This is a genomic window from Marinobacter guineae, from assembly GCF_002744735.1.
Lineage (GTDB): Bacteria > Pseudomonadota > Gammaproteobacteria > Pseudomonadales > Oleiphilaceae > Marinobacter > Marinobacter guineae.
This window is the reverse complement of record NZ_KZ319339.1, coordinates 862,948-880,808: the sequence shown is the minus strand read 5'-3', so window position 1 is coordinate 880,808 and position 17,861 is coordinate 862,948. Positions and strand designations below refer to the sequence as shown.

Annotated in this window: 14 protein-coding genes; 9 read left to right on the top strand and 5 right to left on the bottom strand. The window is 54.5% G+C overall.

Translation table 11 applies throughout. The features are described from left to right. The first annotated feature begins 79 nt into the window (after positions 1–79). Positions 80–448: a histone-like nucleoid-structuring protein, MvaT/MvaU family gene (locus tag CLH62_RS04000; RefSeq protein ID WP_099616831.1), complete on the top strand. Its 369-nt coding sequence runs from the start codon at positions 80–82 to the stop codon at positions 446–448. A 39-nt stretch (positions 449–487) separates the two neighbouring features. On the opposite strand, the gene CLH62_RS03995 is transcribed toward CLH62_RS04000, so the two are convergent. Both CLH62_RS03995 and CLH62_RS03990 read right to left on the bottom strand, forming a co-directional pair. Next, entirely contained in the window at positions 488–1,441 is a 954-nt protein-coding gene (locus CLH62_RS03995) for a GGDEF domain-containing protein (RefSeq protein WP_099616830.1), read from the bottom strand. Positions 1,442–1,444: 3 nt separating this feature from the next. Continuing rightward, a complete protein-coding gene (locus CLH62_RS03990) occupies positions 1,445–2,473 on the bottom strand; it encodes a response regulator (RefSeq protein WP_099616829.1) in 1,029 nt (342 codons plus the stop codon). Between the two features lie 351 nt (positions 2,474–2,824). On the opposite strand from CLH62_RS03990, the gene CLH62_RS03985 reads away from it, so the two are divergent. Together CLH62_RS03985 and sbcB are read left to right on the top strand one after the other, a co-directional pair. Then, positions 2,825–3,709: a hypothetical protein gene (locus CLH62_RS03985; protein ID WP_099616828.1), complete on the top strand. Its 885-nt coding sequence runs from the start codon at positions 2,825–2,827 to the stop codon at positions 3,707–3,709. A 49-nt stretch (positions 3,710–3,758) separates the two neighbouring features. After that, a complete protein-coding gene (sbcB, locus tag CLH62_RS03980; protein WP_099616827.1) occupies positions 3,759–5,204 on the top strand; it encodes an exodeoxyribonuclease I in 1,446 nt (481 codons plus the stop codon). Positions 5,205–5,256: 52 nt separating this feature from the next. On the opposite strand, the gene CLH62_RS03975 is transcribed toward sbcB, so the two are convergent. Then, positions 5,257–7,257 (bottom strand): tetratricopeptide repeat protein, encoded by a 2,001-nt coding sequence (locus tag CLH62_RS03975; RefSeq protein ID WP_099616826.1) that lies wholly within the window; start codon positions 7,255–7,257, stop codon positions 5,257–5,259. Positions 7,258–7,408: 151 nt separating this feature from the next. Here CLH62_RS03975 and CLH62_RS21620 point away from each other — a divergent pair, with 151 nt between their 5' ends. After that, positions 7,409–7,558, top strand: coding sequence for a nucleotidyltransferase domain-containing protein (locus tag CLH62_RS21620; RefSeq protein WP_143752347.1), 150 nt, complete (start codon positions 7,409–7,411; stop codon positions 7,556–7,558). Positions 7,559–7,720: 162 nt separating this feature from the next. Here CLH62_RS21620 and CLH62_RS03970 read toward each other — a convergent pair whose 3' ends face one another. Both CLH62_RS03970 and CLH62_RS21565 read right to left on the bottom strand, forming a co-directional pair. Then, positions 7,721–9,829 carry a motility associated factor glycosyltransferase family protein gene (locus CLH62_RS03970; RefSeq protein ID WP_099616825.1) on the bottom strand — a complete coding sequence of 703 codons (2,109 nt, stop codon included), beginning with the start codon at positions 9,827–9,829 and terminating at the stop codon, positions 7,721–7,723. Positions 9,830–9,952: 123 nt separating this feature from the next. After that, positions 9,953–11,440, bottom strand: a complete 1,488-nt coding sequence (locus CLH62_RS21565) for a flagellin N-terminal helical domain-containing protein (RefSeq protein ID WP_099616824.1) — start codon at positions 11,438–11,440, stop codon at positions 9,953–9,955. Between the two features lie 370 nt (positions 11,441–11,810). Between CLH62_RS21565 and CLH62_RS21560 the strand changes: the two genes are divergently transcribed. The 5 genes from CLH62_RS21560 (at position 11,811) to CLH62_RS03940 (ending at position 17,821) form a co-directional block, all read left to right on the top strand. Beyond that, on the top strand, positions 11,811–13,286 hold the full coding sequence (locus CLH62_RS21560) for a flagellin N-terminal helical domain-containing protein (protein ID WP_099616823.1): 1,476 nt from the start codon (positions 11,811–11,813) through the stop codon (positions 13,284–13,286). Between the two features lie 73 nt (positions 13,287–13,359). After that, positions 13,360–13,794, top strand: coding sequence for a flagellar protein FlaG (locus CLH62_RS03955; protein WP_099616822.1), 435 nt, complete (start codon positions 13,360–13,362; stop codon positions 13,792–13,794). A gap of 247 nt (positions 13,795–14,041) precedes the next feature. Continuing rightward, on the top strand, positions 14,042–16,045 hold the full coding sequence (fliD, locus tag CLH62_RS03950; RefSeq protein ID WP_099616821.1) for a flagellar filament capping protein FliD: 2,004 nt from the start codon (positions 14,042–14,044) through the stop codon (positions 16,043–16,045). A gap of 36 nt (positions 16,046–16,081) precedes the next feature. After that, positions 16,082–16,480, top strand: coding sequence for a flagellar export chaperone FliS (gene fliS / locus CLH62_RS03945; protein ID WP_099616820.1), 399 nt, complete (start codon positions 16,082–16,084; stop codon positions 16,478–16,480). Between the two features lie 129 nt (positions 16,481–16,609). Next, positions 16,610–17,821, top strand: a complete 1,212-nt coding sequence (locus CLH62_RS03940) for an argininosuccinate synthase (protein ID WP_099616819.1) — start codon at positions 16,610–16,612, stop codon at positions 17,819–17,821. Positions 17,822–17,861 lie beyond the last annotated feature (40 nt).

Genomic DNA, 17,861 nt, shown 5'->3' with positions numbered 1-17,861 from the left:
TTTGTTTATTATTGACGGCGACTTTTAGTCAACTCCAATAAAGTTTTTAAAACCCCTACTTGAATAAGGTTTTAATTCCATGGCAAAGATTAACGATTATTACCAGAAAAAACAGCTTATGGAAAAGCTTGCATCAGAGCTGGAACAGCTTGAAAAAGATCAGTCTCTGAAAAGTGAACTGGAGTTTGAAAACAAGGTTCGTTCCCTGATGAAGGAATATGATAAATCACCGAAGGATGTACTTCAGATCCTTTCTGCGATTGATCCTTCTGTAGCCGGTGGCAAGTCAGATTCAACAGCTGGCAGCCGCCCGAAGCGCCCGATGAAAACCTACAAGAACCCGCATACCGGCGAAGTGGTTAAAACCCGTGGTGGTAATCACAAGACGCTGAATGAGTGGCGTCAGAAGCATGGTAAGGAAGCTGTGCAGAGCTGGCAGCAGGATTGATTTAAGTTTCGCCCTTCTCTCGCCAGGGGAGAGGGGCGATTAGCCAACTACAACCCGATTTCGTCCCCCTTCCTTCGCCGCATACAACGCCTCATCCGCCTGCTGCATCCATTGCATATAGTTCTCAGGTTTCTCCGTTAACTGGGCAATGCCAATACTGATGGTATATCGAATCGGCGCCACGCTGGTTTCCACCACACTCTGTTCGATATTGTCCCGTATCCGCTCGCAGATAATCCGCGCCCCTTCGGCGTCGGTTTCCGGCAGTATGATGCCGAACTCTTCACCACCGTAACGGCCGGCGCTGTCGGACTGGCGGATGTTGGCGCGGGTTATGCTGGCGGTATGCTTGATCACTTCGTCGCCGGCCAGGTGGCCGTGGGTGTCGTTGACGGGTTTGAAGTGGTCTATGTCGAACATCACCAGGCTGGTGGTGTGGCCGTAGCGGCGGAAGCGTTCGAACTCGGCGTCTACCAGGTTTTCCCAGGTGCCGCGGTTGAGCAGGCCGGTGAGGCGGTCGGTCATGCTGAGTTTGGCCAGTTGTTCGTTGGCCTGCTCCAGAGCCCGTTTGCTGCTGGCGATGTCGGTGACGTCGTACACCATCAGGCATACTTTCTCGACTTGCCCGGTAACACCGGAGAGCGGGCTGATGGTGAGGTTCTGGAACATGAATTCTTCGGTGCCGGTAATGGGCCGGGTGTTGCGGAACCGGAACAGGTAGGGGCGCTGCTCCCAGGAGGTGAATGCCCGGGTGTTCAGCAGGGCAACGGCATCGACCTTGCGGGTGAGCCAGGCTTTGGGGATGTCCGGGAACACATCGAACAGCACCTGATTACGGATCTTGCTGGCGGTTATGCCGCTGTGGTTTTCCATGAAGCCGTTCCAGGCCTGTACCCGGAAATCCAGGTCCAGCACCACCAGGCCCACCTCCACCGATTCCAGCATGTCCACCAGCCAGTGGAAGGAGTTGGCTTCAAAGTCGTTAATGGCCATGGGTCAGTCCACCAGATATTGCAGGCGATCTTCGAGAAAGGGAACTGAGTCCTCGGTGAGGAGGATCAGCATGTCGCATTCAATGTCCCGGTCTTCCAGGGTGTAGCAGATTTCGATGCACAGCAGCTGTTCTTCCCGGGCGCTGTGATGATCGAGCAGTTCAGTAATCTGCCGGTGTTGGCCCAGTACCGTGGGGTGGCCCAGGCCGAGCTTCAGGTCCAGCTGGTCGCCGATGCCTTTGAGGAAGGCGCCGAACAGGATGCTGGACATATCCATCAACACTTCGACGTTGACGGCTTCGCCTTCGAGGTTTTCGTAGTGCAGCATCTCGGCCATGTCTTTGAAGCTGGCATCCGCAAACAGCAGCAGTGCCTCGCCGGCGATGCCGGCTCCAGTAAAGCCCTGGCACACAGCCGAGTAGGTGTCGCTGTCGCTGACGGAGGAGATCGCCATGTGCAGTTCGGAATTGGCGAGGAAGGCCACCTTGGGAATGGGCTGCTTCACAAACACTCGTAGCAGGCGCGCCAGCAGATCCGAGGACCGTCCCATGGCCACGTTGGAGATTTCCTGCAGGTAGTCGTTCAGGGAAACGGAGATCTCCGGGGCGGTGCTGCCAGTGCTTCGGAGGCTGGCGTCCTGTAACGCGGCGTCTTCGATGTCTCCGGGGCGGTAGACACCATAATCCATCAGCAGGCGCACCACGGTGCTCGTTTCCGTGGGCTTTTTGATGAAATCGATGGCGCCGAGTTTTTTTACCCGCTCCCTCGCTTCAGGCTGGATATCACCGGAGACGACGATGGTCATCACAGGCAGATCTTCTTTGCGGATCTGCTCCAGTACCTGGTAGCCATCCACTTCCGGCATGTTCAGATCCAGGAACATCAACTCGGCTTCGTGCTTTCTTAATTTTACCAGTGCTTCCTTGCCATCGTGCGCATAGCTGACATCTGCCTGCAATCCTTCCGGCAAAGCTCTGGCCATCTGTTTCCTGGCGAGTGCGGAATCGTCGCAGATCAGTATGCGGGTGGTCATTGAGGTGGCCGTTGGGGGTTGATCATAGGGTTGCCAAGTATACCAGCGGAGTTAGTTGTGTACACGTTAGCTACAGCATTCGTAACGTTCGGTAAGGGTATGTAAGTATCTTAAGTTAAAAGTTTTGTGACTGTATTCATACTTGGCCGAGTATTACTGAATTGTAAACGGTGATTGTGACTCTGCTCACTCTATTGGCCGAGGTGCCTTGGCTATAGTGTACGTGCGGCAAATAAAAACAGTGTAAAACACAGCCGCCTGCACGTACCGGGAAAACCAAAAACAAACCGGGCTGCAGTGGAGCCGGGCGTCGAAAACTGGCTCTAAACGACTACTTCAGAGACGATAACTATGAGACAGCAGGCGTATGGATACGCTGCCGTCACCCTGTTCTGCCTGGGTATTGCGCCCGTTGCCCAGGCCGAGCTGAAACCCATTTCTGACGAAAAAATGGGTGAGGTGACCGGGCAGGCTTTTATGCAGATCGAGAACATTCAGGACATTCCGGGAAACCCCCATGAGTTCACGCGCATGACGCTGGGCATGGATGTGGAAACCCGATTGAATGTGGATGATGTGAAAGCCGGCACAATCGATGGCGGAGTGGACTTCGCGGCACAGCATGTGGCTTTTGGGCATATCGCCCGCACGGATGGTGTTCAGTATAACGGTCATTCCTACAGTGCCGGTGACACGGTACACTTTGAAGCCTTCCAGCCTTACATCGAACTGGCGGAAGATCCGGCCGAGGGCAAGCTATCCGGATTCCGCATGGGGTTCGGGCAGGCGCGGGGGTCTGTTTCTTCGCTGACCAGCAGTTTCAGTGGGGATATTGGCCTCACTCTGGTGGACGGCAGTGGTCAGGAATTTGACGCAACGCTTTTCGATCAGAACTCCCAGGCCACCAAATATCGGGCCAGCAATATTGGTATTGATGATGGTACAGCGGACTGTGCGCAGAACGTCAACTGTGCGCCGCTGACCCATCTTCAGTCGCTCTTCGTGGGCAAAGAAAACTCCGATGGCACCACCGGCTTTACCAACGACTTCTTTATCGGGTTTCAGCGTGAAGGTGTGGACTGGCAAAGCCCGGATGGCGTGAATGTTATCAATGCCGGCAAAGGGGTGTTTATCAATCTGCCCACGAGCATGACGGTAAGCATGAGCCAACTGATCGGCCAGGGCGTGCCACGATTGCAGACGCATCGGGAGGATATGGGTACCCAATTGTTTTAAATGCTAAACTCCTGCCAGTTGGAAACCCATTTGGCAGGAGCTCAGTCCCTTGATCCGCTCGTTCTATTGGCACGATTACGAAACCTTCGGCGTAGACCCGGTTCACGACAGGCCTTCCCAGTTTGCCGGTGTGCGGACGGATGCGGACCTCAACATCATCGAAGATCCGCTGGTGATTTACTGCAAGCCGGCGGATGATTACCTGCCATCACCGGAAGCCTGCCTGATTACCGGCATTACCCCGCAAAAAGCCCTGGAAGACGGTTTCCCCGAGGCGGAATTTATCGCCCAGATCAACGAAGCCTTCAGCCAGCCGGGCACCTGCGTGGTGGGCTACAACAGCCTGCGCTTTGACGACGAAGTGACCCGTCACACGCTGTACCGTAACCTGCGCGATCCCTATGCCCGGGAATGGCAGAACGGCAATTCCCGCTGGGACATCATCGATATGGTGCGACTGACCTACGCGTTGCGCCCGGAAGGCATCAACTGGCCCCGCAAGGACGACGGCAGCCCCAGTTTCAAGCTGGAGGCGCTGACGGTTGCCAATGGCATCGCCCACGAAGCCGCCCACGATGCCATGTCGGACGTTGAGGCGACCCTTGCGGTGGCGAAGCTGATCAAGCAGAAACAGCCGAAGCTGTTTGATTTTGTGCTTCAGAATAAAGACAAGCACTCCGCCAGGGCCATGCTGGACACCGCTACCATGAAGCCGGTATTCCACATATCCGCCAAGTACCCCGCCACTCGCGGATGCTGCGCCCTGGTTGCCCCGGTGGCCGATCATCCCACCAACAAGAACCTGGTAATTGTGTACGACCTGCGGGAAGACCCGAGCGAGCTGATCAATGCTACGCCTGAGCAGATTCGTGAGCGGGTGTTTACTTCCCAGGCGGAACTGGGGGAGGGGGTTAGCCGATTCCCGCTGAAAGGTGTGCAGCTGAACAAGTGCCCGGTGCTGGCACCGTCGACCATGCTATCGACTTTGTCGAAGGAACGGCTGGACGAACTGGCGCTGGATGGCGATACCCTCAGGGCCAATCTCGCCATGCTGCGTAAAGCGCCGGATCTGCCGGGCAGGATTGCGGAGGCCTTTGACCAGCCCCACGAAAGCGACCTCACCGATCCGGATGAGCAACTGTACGCTGGAGGCTTCATCAGCAAGGCTGACAGGGAGACACTAAACCGGGTGTTGGAGCAGCCAGTGGAAACGCTGGGTGAACTGGAAGTGACTTTCGAGGATGATCGCCTGCCGGAATTGCTGTTCCGCTACCGAGCCCGCAATTACCCGGGCACCCTGGCTGGCGAGGAGCTCGAACGTTGGGAACAGTTCCGCAGCCAGCGGCTGATGCACCCGAAGAAAGGCTGGCGGTCTTTGGAGGCCTTCGCCAAGGAATTACAGCGCCTGGCGGCGGACCCGGAATTGTCGCCGAAGAAGCGGCGGGTTTTGGAGGATTTGCATTTGTATGGGGAGTCTTTGATTCCGTACATCTGAGAATCATGGAGGCGGGGTCAGATGAAAACTTCATCTGACCCCAGGTTCACGCTCACCGCCGCTTCAAAAAATAAACACTCAGATTCTGCCCCATCAAACTCTGCACTTCACTCCCCAGTGCCTCAGCTTGAATCTGTTTCTGAACCGGCCCAGTGGCCAGGCTGTGCCCATCAATATCCCGGGCTTTTACCAGCTTCCATTCCACTTCATTGCTTACCATGGCCATCAGCTCTTTCAACTGGGCGGTATCCTGGGGCCGGAACCAGCGATCGCGGCAGCCGCCTAGGCTATAGAAATCCGCATCGGAAGTCAGTTCCTGCCAGGTTGTGTCTTTCCGGTTGGCCAGAACCATCCGGCGGAGCTGGCGCAGGGCCTGGCGGGTGGGCTGGAGTTTGTGGTCGGCAATCAGGTTGCGCACCTGTTTGTCACCTGCGGTTTGTTCGCCAACGGCGGTATGCATATGAACGACGGCGCCGGAGCCGGTGGCATCGTTTACCAGTGCCGCCAGTGACAGGGTGGTCATGGCCGGCGAGGGCAGGCGGCCGACTTCAATCCAGTGCACCTGGTGACCATCCGCCACAAAACGCTGGGCGATGGACCAGGGCCAGAACACGATGTTGTCCATGCCTATCTCGCTGGCCATGCGGGTGGCCTTCGCAATGTTGGCCAGTGATTCGTCCACCGCGATCACTTCCACGTCATCCAGGTAGCTGGCCAGTTCCATGGCGCGCTGGCCGGACTGGGCGCCGCAGACCATGATGCGCAGAGTGGCCGGAAGGTTGTCGGTAGCCAGGCCCAATTCGGTTGCCATCAGGGTTTTCAGGCTGCTTTCTGTCCGATTAGCCAGCTGCGACCAGGCCGGCCAGGCCTGGGGCACGTCAGTTTTATCCATGCAGAGTTCTTCGGCTTTCTCATCGAAGTTTTGCTTGATGGCTTCTTCTTCGGCCCTGTCATAGTAGCTGGCGGCCAGAACTGGCTGAAGCGCCAGGGGCCAGTCCACAAGGTTCCACTGGCCCAGCTGGACGGCAAACTGTTGGTGGAAGAGGGCGCCGTACATGGCGCTGACCATCAGGGAGCCGATCAACGTGTCCTGCTCCTCGCCCAGGGCGAATTGCGCCTGGATACTGTCGTTGATGGCGGAAACCAGTCGCTCTTCGTCATCTTCGGCAGACAGGGCATAACCGGTCCTGTCTGCATACTGGGCGATAGCCAGAGAGAGACGCTGAAGCTCGTCCCGAAGTTCAACGGTTTGCGCCACTTCAGCGATAATGGCCCTGCGCAGCATGGTGACCAGTTCTTCCACTGCCGGGTTGGGCATCAGGGTTTTCTGGAGGGCCAGGATCAGCAGCTCATCTTCGCTAGCGGCTTCCAGAAAGATCTGCGCGTCCGGGTTATCCAGATCGTACTGCAGGTAAATGATCGCGCCCACGAAGCGGCCAAGCTCCTGATGGGGCAAACCATCCCGCTGGAGCAGGGTGATGGCATCCTGGGCCAGGGCGGAATCAGCTTTGTTCACGTCCAGATGCTGGGCGCAGGTGAGCATGCCGCTGTACACGGATTCCCACTCAGCGCCGGTTTCCAGCAGTTTGCGGTAATGCAGGTAGGCCACATCGAACTGGCCCTGCAAGCGTTTGGAATGGGCAACGCCACAGAAAGCGGCGGCGGATTGCCGGTCGCAGTCCAGAGCCTGCAGGAAATACTGCTCCCCCAGCGCGGGCCGTTCGGTTTTCAGGGCCCAGTAGCCCAGGTTGCAATACTGCTGTGCCTGACCGGGCTGCTGATCCAGGCTGGCATTGAACAGGGTGTGAGCTTTCTCAAGCTGCCCGTCGTCCATCTCAACCCGCCCCAGCAGGCCCAAAGCGCTCGCGTTTTCAGGCTCAAGCACCAGAGCGTCGTTCAGGTATCCCCGGCACTCGTGGCGAGCTTTCAGCCGCTGAATATGGCTTAGGCCGTTGCTGTTGGATTCCCCATAGGCAAGATTGGCTTGCAGAATCAGGCGGGCAACCTGGGCCTGTTGGGATTGGGATACCTGGACTTGATGCTTGGCTTGCATGGGACACCTCGTGATACCAGCCGCAATTGGGAGCGGCAAAGGTCTGCAGTTTTTTTGACGGTTTGCCGTGCTTTGGGGGAGGTGTTGCGAAAGGTGTGCCAGTTCGTAGGTTGGAGAGCCCGAAGAGGGGAAAACCCTTGAGGGAGCGGGAATGGCGAATTCCGGGTTTCCAGTTATCCTGACAGATCAACCAAAAGAGGTGGAGCAGCTTTGCCGTAAGTATAATGTGAACGCCCTTGCCGCTTTCGGGTCGGCTGTCACCGGACGACTTGATGAATCAAGCGATCTGGATTTCTGGTGACTTTTGATCAAGGTCTCTCTGCTGCCTTGATGGCGGCCTCCTATTTTGGATTAAAGGAAGAGCTCGATTCTATTTTTTTCGCCGGGTAGATCATTCGGGCAGCCAAGTCGATGTGCCAAGTAGCTAAGATTATTCTGAGCATCCAGATGCCAACACGAAAGATCACTCCGGGTCGTTGATCGACTGGTAAATCCATGGGTCTGTTTCCATGTCGTAGACTTTACTGGTCACCTCGTGGAAATGCTTTGGAAGGGCCTTCAGGCAATCAAGAAAACCGGCTTTCCAGATCTTGAGAAATCGACTCACATCTTGAGAATCTTCCATGGCTAATGTATGCGCAAAACCCACATATAGAAAATGTCTGACAGCACCCCGAATCATGTAGTAGAAGCTCGGGTTGTCCTTTATAAGGTTTTCTTCCACGTAGCGGCTTATTTCACAGGTGACTCTGGTGATATCTTTTTTGCCATGTAGCTTTCTGTTTTTCAAGATACTTGAGATTTTTAGATAGAGATCCTGAAGGTTCTCTTCTATTGATAGGAGTTGAGATTCGAATTGAGCGGTTTTGACCGACAAGGCGTCTGATGAAAAGAGCGCATTGAAAGTCCTGGCCCGGCTATCGGCTGAGCCATATTCGCTGATGGTCTCAAAAAAGTCATTTTGTGTCAGCCAGTTAGCGCCTATGATTTCTGCACCATCCGAACAATTAAAAAAGCGAATTTCTGGAGACCGCGACTTTTCGAGATTTATTAGGTTTTCTACGCTTCGCTTGGCGGTAAAATAGGTAGATGTTGTCTGAACTTTGGTATTATTAACTCCGTTTATCGCGAATGTTTTACTGGTTGAGAACGCTTTTTTGGCGCTTTCGCTAAGTTCAGTGTGAAGTGTATTATCCTCACTTTTCATATAAACCGATTGGCCCGCGTGATGTTTTGCATTGTCGCGAAAACCATAATCTGTGCCAAAAAGAAAAATATTGCGCAGTCCCATTTGAGAGCATAGGGCCAGGGCGGCGTTGGTACATGTTGGAGTCCCGTACGAGATGGTTGACTCTGGATTACCAAACAAACCACTAATCGGGCTTTCTTTCTTGAAGTATAACCTCTGGTCGCCAAAAAGATCCCAAATGAGAGGGCAGATCTGAGAGGCAGCAACAATGCAGATCTTTTTTAATTTTTTTCTGTCATAAGATGAAAGCACCCGGTAATTCATGTAGTCGGACTCCAGTTCGACATGAAAGTCGGGATAAATGCCACTTTCCAGTAAAGCGCGAAGTCCTGTGCCGGCACTGACAATCAGAACTTTCTCTCGCACTCTCTTGATATCGTTGAGTCGATCGTCAAGAGAGGGGCCGCTGCCAACGATAAAGACTGGGACATCGGAATCAAGACTGCCTCTGTCGGGAATGACTCTTATATTGTTGTGGAAGGCATGAAGTGCGTTATTGATTTGACGGACTTCGTCGTCGTAATGTCCCCATACCATAAGCGAAACGACAGCCTCACGATTCAGGCGGCTCGCCACCTGGTCCATAACCGGATCTCCTCTCTCATTGAGAAAGAAATTCATCAAAGGAAAAATAGGAGAAAAATGGAGCAGGTTTCTGAGCAGAGGTTCCCAGAGACCCTCTTCGGAATGTTCTGCTCCTATAAGAAACCTCAAAGATTGGCCGGAATTTGGAAAGCTCTTACAGATCTTCTCCCAATCGACAGTCAGCAGGCTCGCAGCAAATATTTCGACATCGGGCTCCAGGATAATGCAGTTTTCAACATCAGACGATTCGATGAGCTGCTCGATCTGAAATCCCAGGCCAACTCCCTGAAATACAACCAACGGATAGAAGTTAGGAATAGGATAGCCCGTAAACTCCTCACGCCTGAGTGGGGAGAGGCGTGACAGATTATCAACTGCCATGTGCGCAAATCTTGGGTGATAATAGTCCCCCGGCCATGGTGGTTGAAGTGATGGGATCTTTGAGCCAGGGGAGAAGGTCGCTTTGAACAACTCAACTCCTTGTTTTGCACGGGACCGTCCTTGGCCGTTATATAAAGACTTGCCGTCTATCCAGAGGTCTACCTCGTCCTCTTTGGCGCTAATGACGACCTCAGCTCTAGTCATACGGTAGTCTTTAAAGTAACTATATATTGCCGGGTAGGCCTTCCGGAAGAATGAAAGATTTTTGGTCCGCCGTTGCGCAAAAGCGAGGGCTGGGTTGAGAGTCTGGCCAGGAGAGTTCACATTTTCCTCCGAAAGGGTATTCGCATCGCCCATGTTGCAAAAATCGGCAATGAACTTTTATCTTAAAGCATAACACACAGACTTCGAGGGACTGCCCTTGCCCCTTGTTAAGAGGAGGGCAGCCACATTCAATGGATTGTCTGGTTACGTTGCTTTTTAGCCTTGAAGCAACTGAAGCACCTGTTGGGGGCGAGCATTGGCCTGAGATAGTACCGACAGCCCGGCTTGCTGAAGCACCTGCGTCCTGGCCAGTTCAGCGGTTTCGGCGGCAAAATCTGCGTCTCTGATCCGGCTGTTTGCAGCTGCCAGATTCTCTGACGTTGTGCTCAGGTTGGAAATTGTGGATTCAAACCGGTTTTGAACCGCACCCAGCTCACTGCGGATAGCATTGATGGTTGTCAGGGCTGAATCGACGCGTTTAATCGCATCGTTAGCGCCAACCACAGTCTTGATGTTTACTTCTTCAAGGCTCCCGCTGACAGCGATCGTTTCCCCCCCGGCCAGAAAGCCTGCTTTTTCAGGAGCCGTCCCGCCAATAGTAATAGTTTCAAGAGCCTCAATGGTGATCTGGCCTCGCTGGGTTGCCGCTGAACCGACCGTCCCGACAGCTGCCGCAGTAAAGCCTGTGGTTCCAATTGCGGCGGCTCCCGTGGCACTGGTTAATGTTTGCGCAGTAACAGTGAAGTTCTTGCCATCAGCTTGAGTGAGGATAATACCGCTAGTGGCTGCGGCTGTGGCTTCGGCTGTAAAGCCCTCAATGCCCGCGGCAGCAGCCTGCTCATTGATGGCCTGAGCAAATTCAGCCTCGGTTAAGGTGTCAGAGGTAGTGCCCGCTGTCAGAGAAACCGTAAATGAAGTTGTGCCGACGGAAATATCCGCTGAGTAGGTCCGCACTCCAGTACCAGTCGCAGCAGCAATATCTTTGAACCCAAGTTCGTTGACGTTAGTCGCTGAAACAGTTGGAAGGCCAGGAATGTTCGCCGAATCTATTGCTTCGGCTTTGGCCTTGGCTGACGAGTCGGTACCGGTGCCAGGAACTGGGAAAGCTTCGCTATCACCAACTGCAATGGTTAGATCGTTGTCTGCTAGTCCAGTATTACCAACTTGCCTCGGACCTGAAACAGCCAGAGATCCGATTTGGTCAGCCCGGGAGCCCTTGGTTAGGTTGACGCTAATCGTGTCGCCAGCGTTCGCGCCTACCTGAAAGTCTTGTTCACCAAAAGACCCATCCAAGACCTTGAGTCCGTTAAAGGTTGTCTGGTCCGCTATCCGCGCGATTTCCTCAATACGCTGCTGCACCTCCTGGTCGAGCGCAAGTCGGTCCGAAGCGCTGTTGGTGGCGTTGGCAGACTGCACCGCCAAGTCCCGTATGCGCTGGAGATTGTTCGTCACTTCATCCAGGGCGCCCTCTGTCGTCTGTGCCAGCGATATTCCATCGCTGGCATTGCGTTGAGCGACATTCAGACCTGATATCTGAGACTCGAAACGAGTGGAAATAGCCAATCCAGCCGCATCGTCCTTTGCCGAGTTGATTCTGAGGCCGGAGGATAATCGTTCGAAAGCGACATTTGCCGCGCTCTGTGATTGGTTGAGATTCCGTTGGGCATTTAGCGAAGCTATATTCGTATTGATGACTTGGGGCATGATATTTCTCCTGCTCAGAGATTCCGGGAGCCGGTATCCTGCTGGAAACCTGGCGACGGATGTTCGTAAAATTTCCGTTATGCCGGATATCAAGCGAAGTCTATGCCAATTTTATTTTAACGATTTAACAGGCTGTTTTTTAAGAACTATAAGTTCACTAAAAGGTTTCAATTAACCGGGCCAACCGGTCTTTTGCCGTAGGACAGCGGAAGCCCTTTGCCGCTTTACAATTAATTACAATAAAGCCGAAATCTTTTCTCAAGGTTTGTCAGGGCGGGTCGTTAAGCACTTCAGCAGGGCGGCGCACCAGAAATGAAAGCAAGCGTCAGACCTCTTTCCAGAAAGACTAACCAGTTTTAGGAGAAGCATCATGGCTCTCGGTATCAACACAAACGTAGCGTCTCTGAGCGCGCAAAATCAGCTTCAAAAGTCTCAGGATCTGAGCAACCAGGCTCTCGAGCGTCTGTCTTCCGGCCTGCGGATCAACTCTGCCAAAGACGATGCGGCTGGTCTGGCAATTTCCACCCGTTTCCAGTCGCAGATTCGTGGCCTGGATGTGGCTACCCGAAATGCCAACGATGGTATCTCCCTTGCCCAGACGGCAGAAGGCGCCCTGGATGAGATCACCAACAACCTCCAACGTATCCGTGATCTCGCGGTTCAGTCTGCCAACGCCACCAACAGCGCTTCTGACAGGCAAGCTCTGGATCAGGAAGTACAGCAGCGACTGGCTGAAGTTGAGCGTATCTCAACCCAGACCGCGTTCAACGGTCTTAAAGTCTTGGATGGTAGTTTTGGTGAGCAGAATTTCCAGGTAGGTGCTAATTCTGGTCAAACTATCGGTGTAGATCTGTCGCAGGGTACGCGTAGGGAACAAATTGGTTCTCTTGCTTCGTTGGAGGGTACTGATGTTACTGCTGCCCTTGGAGCCGGCGATCTGAAAATTCAGGTAGGGTCCGGTCAAGCGGTGGATGTTGGTGCTTCCGATAGCGATTCTGCGGAGTCGATTGCCGCGGCAATCAACGATGCCAACGTCAGCGGCCTTACCTCAGTTTCAGCGACTAACGTCAACGAACTTGGGTTCAAAGATATTGCTGCTGCGACTGGTACTGGAGTGCGGACCTACTCAGCGGATATTTCCGTCGGCACAACTTCATTTACGGTTTCTCTGACAGCGGGCACTACCTCTGACACCTTAACCGAGGCTGAATTCGCTCAGGCCATCAATGAGCAGGCTGCTGCCGCGGGCGTTGAGGGCTTTACAGCCGAAGCCACAGCCGCAGCCACCAGCGGTATTATCCTCACTCAAGCTGATGGCAAGAACTTCACTGTTACTGCGCAAACATTAACCAGTGCCACGGGAGCCGCCGCAATTGGAACCACAGGCTTTACTGCGGCAGCCGTCGGGACGGTCGGTTCAGCGGCAACCCAGCGAGGCCAGGTCACCATTGAGGCTCTTGAAGCCATTACATTGAGTGGCAATAACGAAGCCTTTGCAGGCTTCACCGATGGTCAAACTCAGGCCGCCACTGGTTCTATTGATACCGTTAGTGTCACTGACGTGGATAAGGCCAATGATGCAATCAAACGTATCGACTCTGCCCTGGGAACGGTGAACAGCTTGAGGAGTGAGCTGGGTGCGGTGCAAAATCGATTCGACTCCACGATTGCAAACCTGGCAACAACCTCAGAAAACCTGAGTGCTGCCAACAGCCGTATCCTGGACGCTGACTTCGCTGCTGAAACCGCGAAGCTCTCCAAATCCCAGGTGCTGCAGCAGGCCGGCATCTCTGTACTGGCTCAGGCCAACGCCCGTCCGCAGCAGGTTCTGTCCCTCCTGCAGTAATAGGGGCTTAGCGGTAACAGCCGGAACCTTCGGGTTCCGGCTTAATGCCGTTTGAGGATAGCGAGGTAAAGCTATGAATGACGTTAACCTGAACAACCCGAGCCTGAAGCTGGTTAGAGCCAGTGAACCGGTCCCGGTGAAGGCAATGTCGTCATCTCAGGCCGAGGGCAGGAATGCCTCCGACCCTGCTCTTTCGTCTGCTGCTGCTCGCCCGGTTCAGAGTCCTCAGGCAGCTACAAAGCCGTCTAAAGCTGAGGAGCTTCAGGCGCGTAGTGAAGCCCAGCGCGAGGAACTCGACGACGCGGTCAGCCAGCTGAACGATTTTGTTCAGAATGTGCAACGGGATCTGCAGTTCGAAGTGGATAATGATCTTGGGCAGACCATCGTAAAGGTGGTTGATCAAAAGACCCAAGAGGTTATTCGCCAGATTCCGGACGAATTGGCATTGAGGTTGGCAGAGAACTTGCAGCAGGGTGAGCCGCTGACGTTGTTTAACATCAAGGTGTAAGAGTTGCCGCTCTTGCGCGGATTAAAACGACGGTATTTCAGCACCGCCGCACCCGAGAGGGTTCGGCGGTGTTCTGCGTTTTGGAGTGTCTAACCCTCTTGCCCCATCCCGTCTGCCGTGAGGGGGATGGAGAGCGACGTGGCGTTACATGGCGTTACAAATCGACGGAAGAAAAAGGCAAAGTTTTGCCGCCTTTTGCCGATAAACTGATCAGAATCGGATTTCGCCCCCTTGAGGAGGCATGAATATGGCTGGTATTTCATCTTTGGGTGTTGGGTCTGGGGTGCTGAACGCAGACCTGGTGGACCAGTTGGTGGCTGCGGAACGCAAGCCAACTGATACGCGCCTGAGTCGGGAGACCCAGAAAACCGAGGCCCTGTTGTCGGCCTACGGCAAGCTGCGTAGTGCGGTGACAGAATTGCGACTTCCGATGCGCCAACTGAGCGCGCCGGATAATCTGAAGGCTTTCTCGGCAAGTTCCTCTAACGAAGATATTGCGGTTTCTGTCGATGGCACCAAGGCCAGTCGCGGTACTTACAGTGTGAATGTTACTAGTCTGGCCCAGGCTCAGGCACTGGCTTCTAATGCGGTATTTGCGGACCGGGATGCAACCAGTGTCGGCCAGGGCACGTTGACATTGTCGGTTGGCGACAAAACCACGAATATCACCATCGACAGTAACAACGACACACTCCAGGGTCTGGCAAACGCCATTAACGAGTCCGAATCAGGGGTTTCCGCAGGCGTTATTGATACAGGCAGTGGGTTTCAGCTTGTGCTCTCTGCCGATGAAACCGGCACGGCCAATGCGGTGAGTATTTCCGTATCGGGAGACAGCGGTGGCACTGACACCGATAATCAGGGGCTCTCGCGATTTGCCTTTAATGCTGGCATGGACGCAGGTGCAGGCCTGACTGAAACGATTGCTGCTACTGATGCGGTGATGGAAATCAACGGTGTTGCCGTCACTCGATCCACCAATAACTTCGAAAATGTGATAGATGGCCTCACATTTGATATTCAGGCGACAGGCACTTCCACCATCAAAGTGGAGCAGGACTTTGGTGCCGTGGCTGACCGTGTTCAAGGATTCGTTGATAAGTTCAACGCCTTGCAATCAACTATCGACAGCCTGGCTGGGTTCAATGCCGAGGCGGGTGTCGGGAGCTTGCTGACAGGCGATTCCACCGTACGTGGCATCCAGAATCAGTTGCGCCAGATCCTGACTCGGGTAGTTCCAGGCCTGGAAAATGCCAATGTGCGCAGCCTCGCGGACGTCGGCATCACAACCAATTTTGAAACCGGCGGGCTGGAGTTTGATCGCGCAAAGTTTGAGGAGCAGCTCAAAGCCTACCCGGATGACGTGACTGCTTTGTTCGCTGAGCAGGGCCGAACCACCGATGGCCAGGTAGAGTTTGTGCGCAGCGGACTGAGCACCGAGCCAGGCACTTATGATATTGCAATTACTCAGGCGGCAACTCAGGGCTCGTTGACGGGGAATGCCGCACTGGTCGCCAACGCAACAACTCCCTTGACGATCTCTGGTGCTAATGATGAGTTTACGTTGCAGGTAAACGGGGAAACTTCCGTAAGCCTGACGTTGACCCAGGGCGACTACACGTCTCCGCAGGCTTTTGTGGACGAAATACAATCCCAGTTGAATAGCAGTAATGCATTGAATGCGGCCGATGTGTCGGTTCAGGTGGGATTGGATGCAGATGGAAAACTGACGTTTACTTCCTCTAAGTATGGCAGTGAATCGAATGTGAGCGTGACCAGCGCAGAGGATGGCGCGGCCTATGGCTTGGCCGTGGCGGCAGGAGCAGCCGGAAACGATGTTGCAGGGACAATCGGTGGTCGCACCGCTGAAGGCGATGGCCAAGTGCTGTTCCTAGGTAGCGGAAATGGTGGCGCCTCTGGTTTGCAGGTGAGAGTCCTCGGTGATCAGACTGGCTCAAGAGGTTCCATCACCTTTGTTGAAGGCGTGGGTGAACGGACAGTTGATCTGGTGAGTAACTTTGTGGGCTCGGGCGGTGCGATTGAATCCCGGACCGAAAGCCTGAACCGGGATCTGGAGCAGATCCAGGAGAGCCGTGCGCGATTGGAGGAGCGGATTACATCTTATCGCGAACGCCTGGTCGCCCAGTTCAGTGCCGCAGATTCCCTGATTTCGCAGCTCAACAGTACCCGGGACTACGTAACTCAGCAGTTGGCCGCACTGGCCCCCCAAAACAATCGGAATAACAACTGACCGGCGAATGCCCGTTAGCGAACGAAGAGGCTTATTATGAATGGTTTACAGGCATACCAGCGGGTAAACACCCAAACCAGCATCACCGATGCGGATCCGCACAAACTGATTCAGCTGTTGTACAACGGAGCCCTGGAGCGGATCAACATGGCCAAGGCCCGGATGCAGGCCAAGGATTACGAGGGCAAGGGCAAGCTGATCTCCAAGGCCATTGAAATTATCGGCGGGCTGCGCAGCTTCCTGGATTTCGAACAGGGCGGCGACCTGGCAGCCCGGCTGGAAGGGCTCTACGACTACATGGAGCGCACCCTGTTTGAGGCGAATGCCAGGAATGATGTGGCCAAGCTGGATGAAGTGGCTAACTTGCTGCGCTCCATCAAGGAAGGCTGGGATGGCATTCGGGAAGAGGCTGTTGGGCAGCAGGCTGCTGGCTAGTCAATAACTCCCTCTCCCCAGCCCCTTTCCCGCCAGGGGAGAGGGGCTTTATAGCCATTCCCCCCGCTCTCCCGTACAATACTGCCCTTCTTTTCAACACATCCATTCTGTTCAGTCTGGAGCAAGGGCATGTCTGATATTAAAAAGGTGGTGCTGGCCTATTCCGGTGGCCTGGATACTTCCGTTATCGTTCGGTGGTTGCAGGACACTTATAATTGTGAGGTGGTGACTTTCACCGCCGATATCGGCCAGGGCGAGGAAGTGGCGCCGGCGCGGGCGAAAGCCGAGGCGCTGGGGGTTAAGGAAATCTACATTGAGGACCTTCGCGAGGAGTTTGTACGCGATTATGTGTTCCCGATGTTCCGCGCCAACACCGTTTACGAAGGTGAGTACCTGCTGGGTACCTCCATTGCCCGCCCGCTGATTGCCAAGCGTCTAATCGACATCGCCAATGAAACAGGCGCGGATGCGATTTCCCACGGCGCTACCGGTAAGGGTAACGATCAGGTTCGTTTCGAGTTGGGCGCCTATGCGCTCAAGCCCGGTGTAAAGGTGATTGCGCCCTGGCGTGAGTGGGATCTGAACTCCCGCGAGAAGTTGCTCCAGTACTGTGACGAGCGCAATATTCCGGTGGAGAAGAAGAAGGGCAAGAGCCCATACTCCATGGATGCCAACCTGCTGCACATCTCTTACGAAGGCATCAATCTGGAAGATCCCTGGGCAGAAGCCGAGGAAGAAATGTGGCGCTGGAGTGTGTCTCCGGAAACCGCGCCGGATAAGCCGACGTACGTTGAGCTGACCTATAAGAAGGGCGACATTGTTGCCGTCGATGGTCAGGAGATGAAGGCGCATGAAGTGCTGGAAACCCTGAACAAGGTTGCCGGCGCGAACGGTATTGGTCGCCTGGACATCGTCGAGAACCGCTACGTGGGCATGAAGTCCCGTGGCTGCTACGAAACACCGGGCGGCACCATCATGTTGCGTGCCCACCGTGCCATCGAGTCCATCACTCTGGACCGTGAGGTGGCACACCTGAAAGACAGCATCATGCCGCGTTACGCCGAGGTGATCTACAACGGTTACTGGTGGTCGCCGGAGCGTGAAGCTCTGCAGGCGCTGATTGACCAGACTCAGGCTTATGTTAACGGTACCGTTCGTCTGAAGCTCTATAAGGGCAACGTGGACGTGGTTGGTCGTAAGTCTGACGATTCCCTGTTTGACGAGAAGATTGCCACCTTCGAGGAAGATCAGGGTGCTTACGATCAGAAGGACGCGGAAGGCTTTATCAAGCTGAATGCCCTGCGTCTGCGGATTGCTGCAGGGAAAGGCCGAAAGCTTTAAAAGCATTGCCTGCTAATTCGGCGTAAGCGCCAGGCAGGCA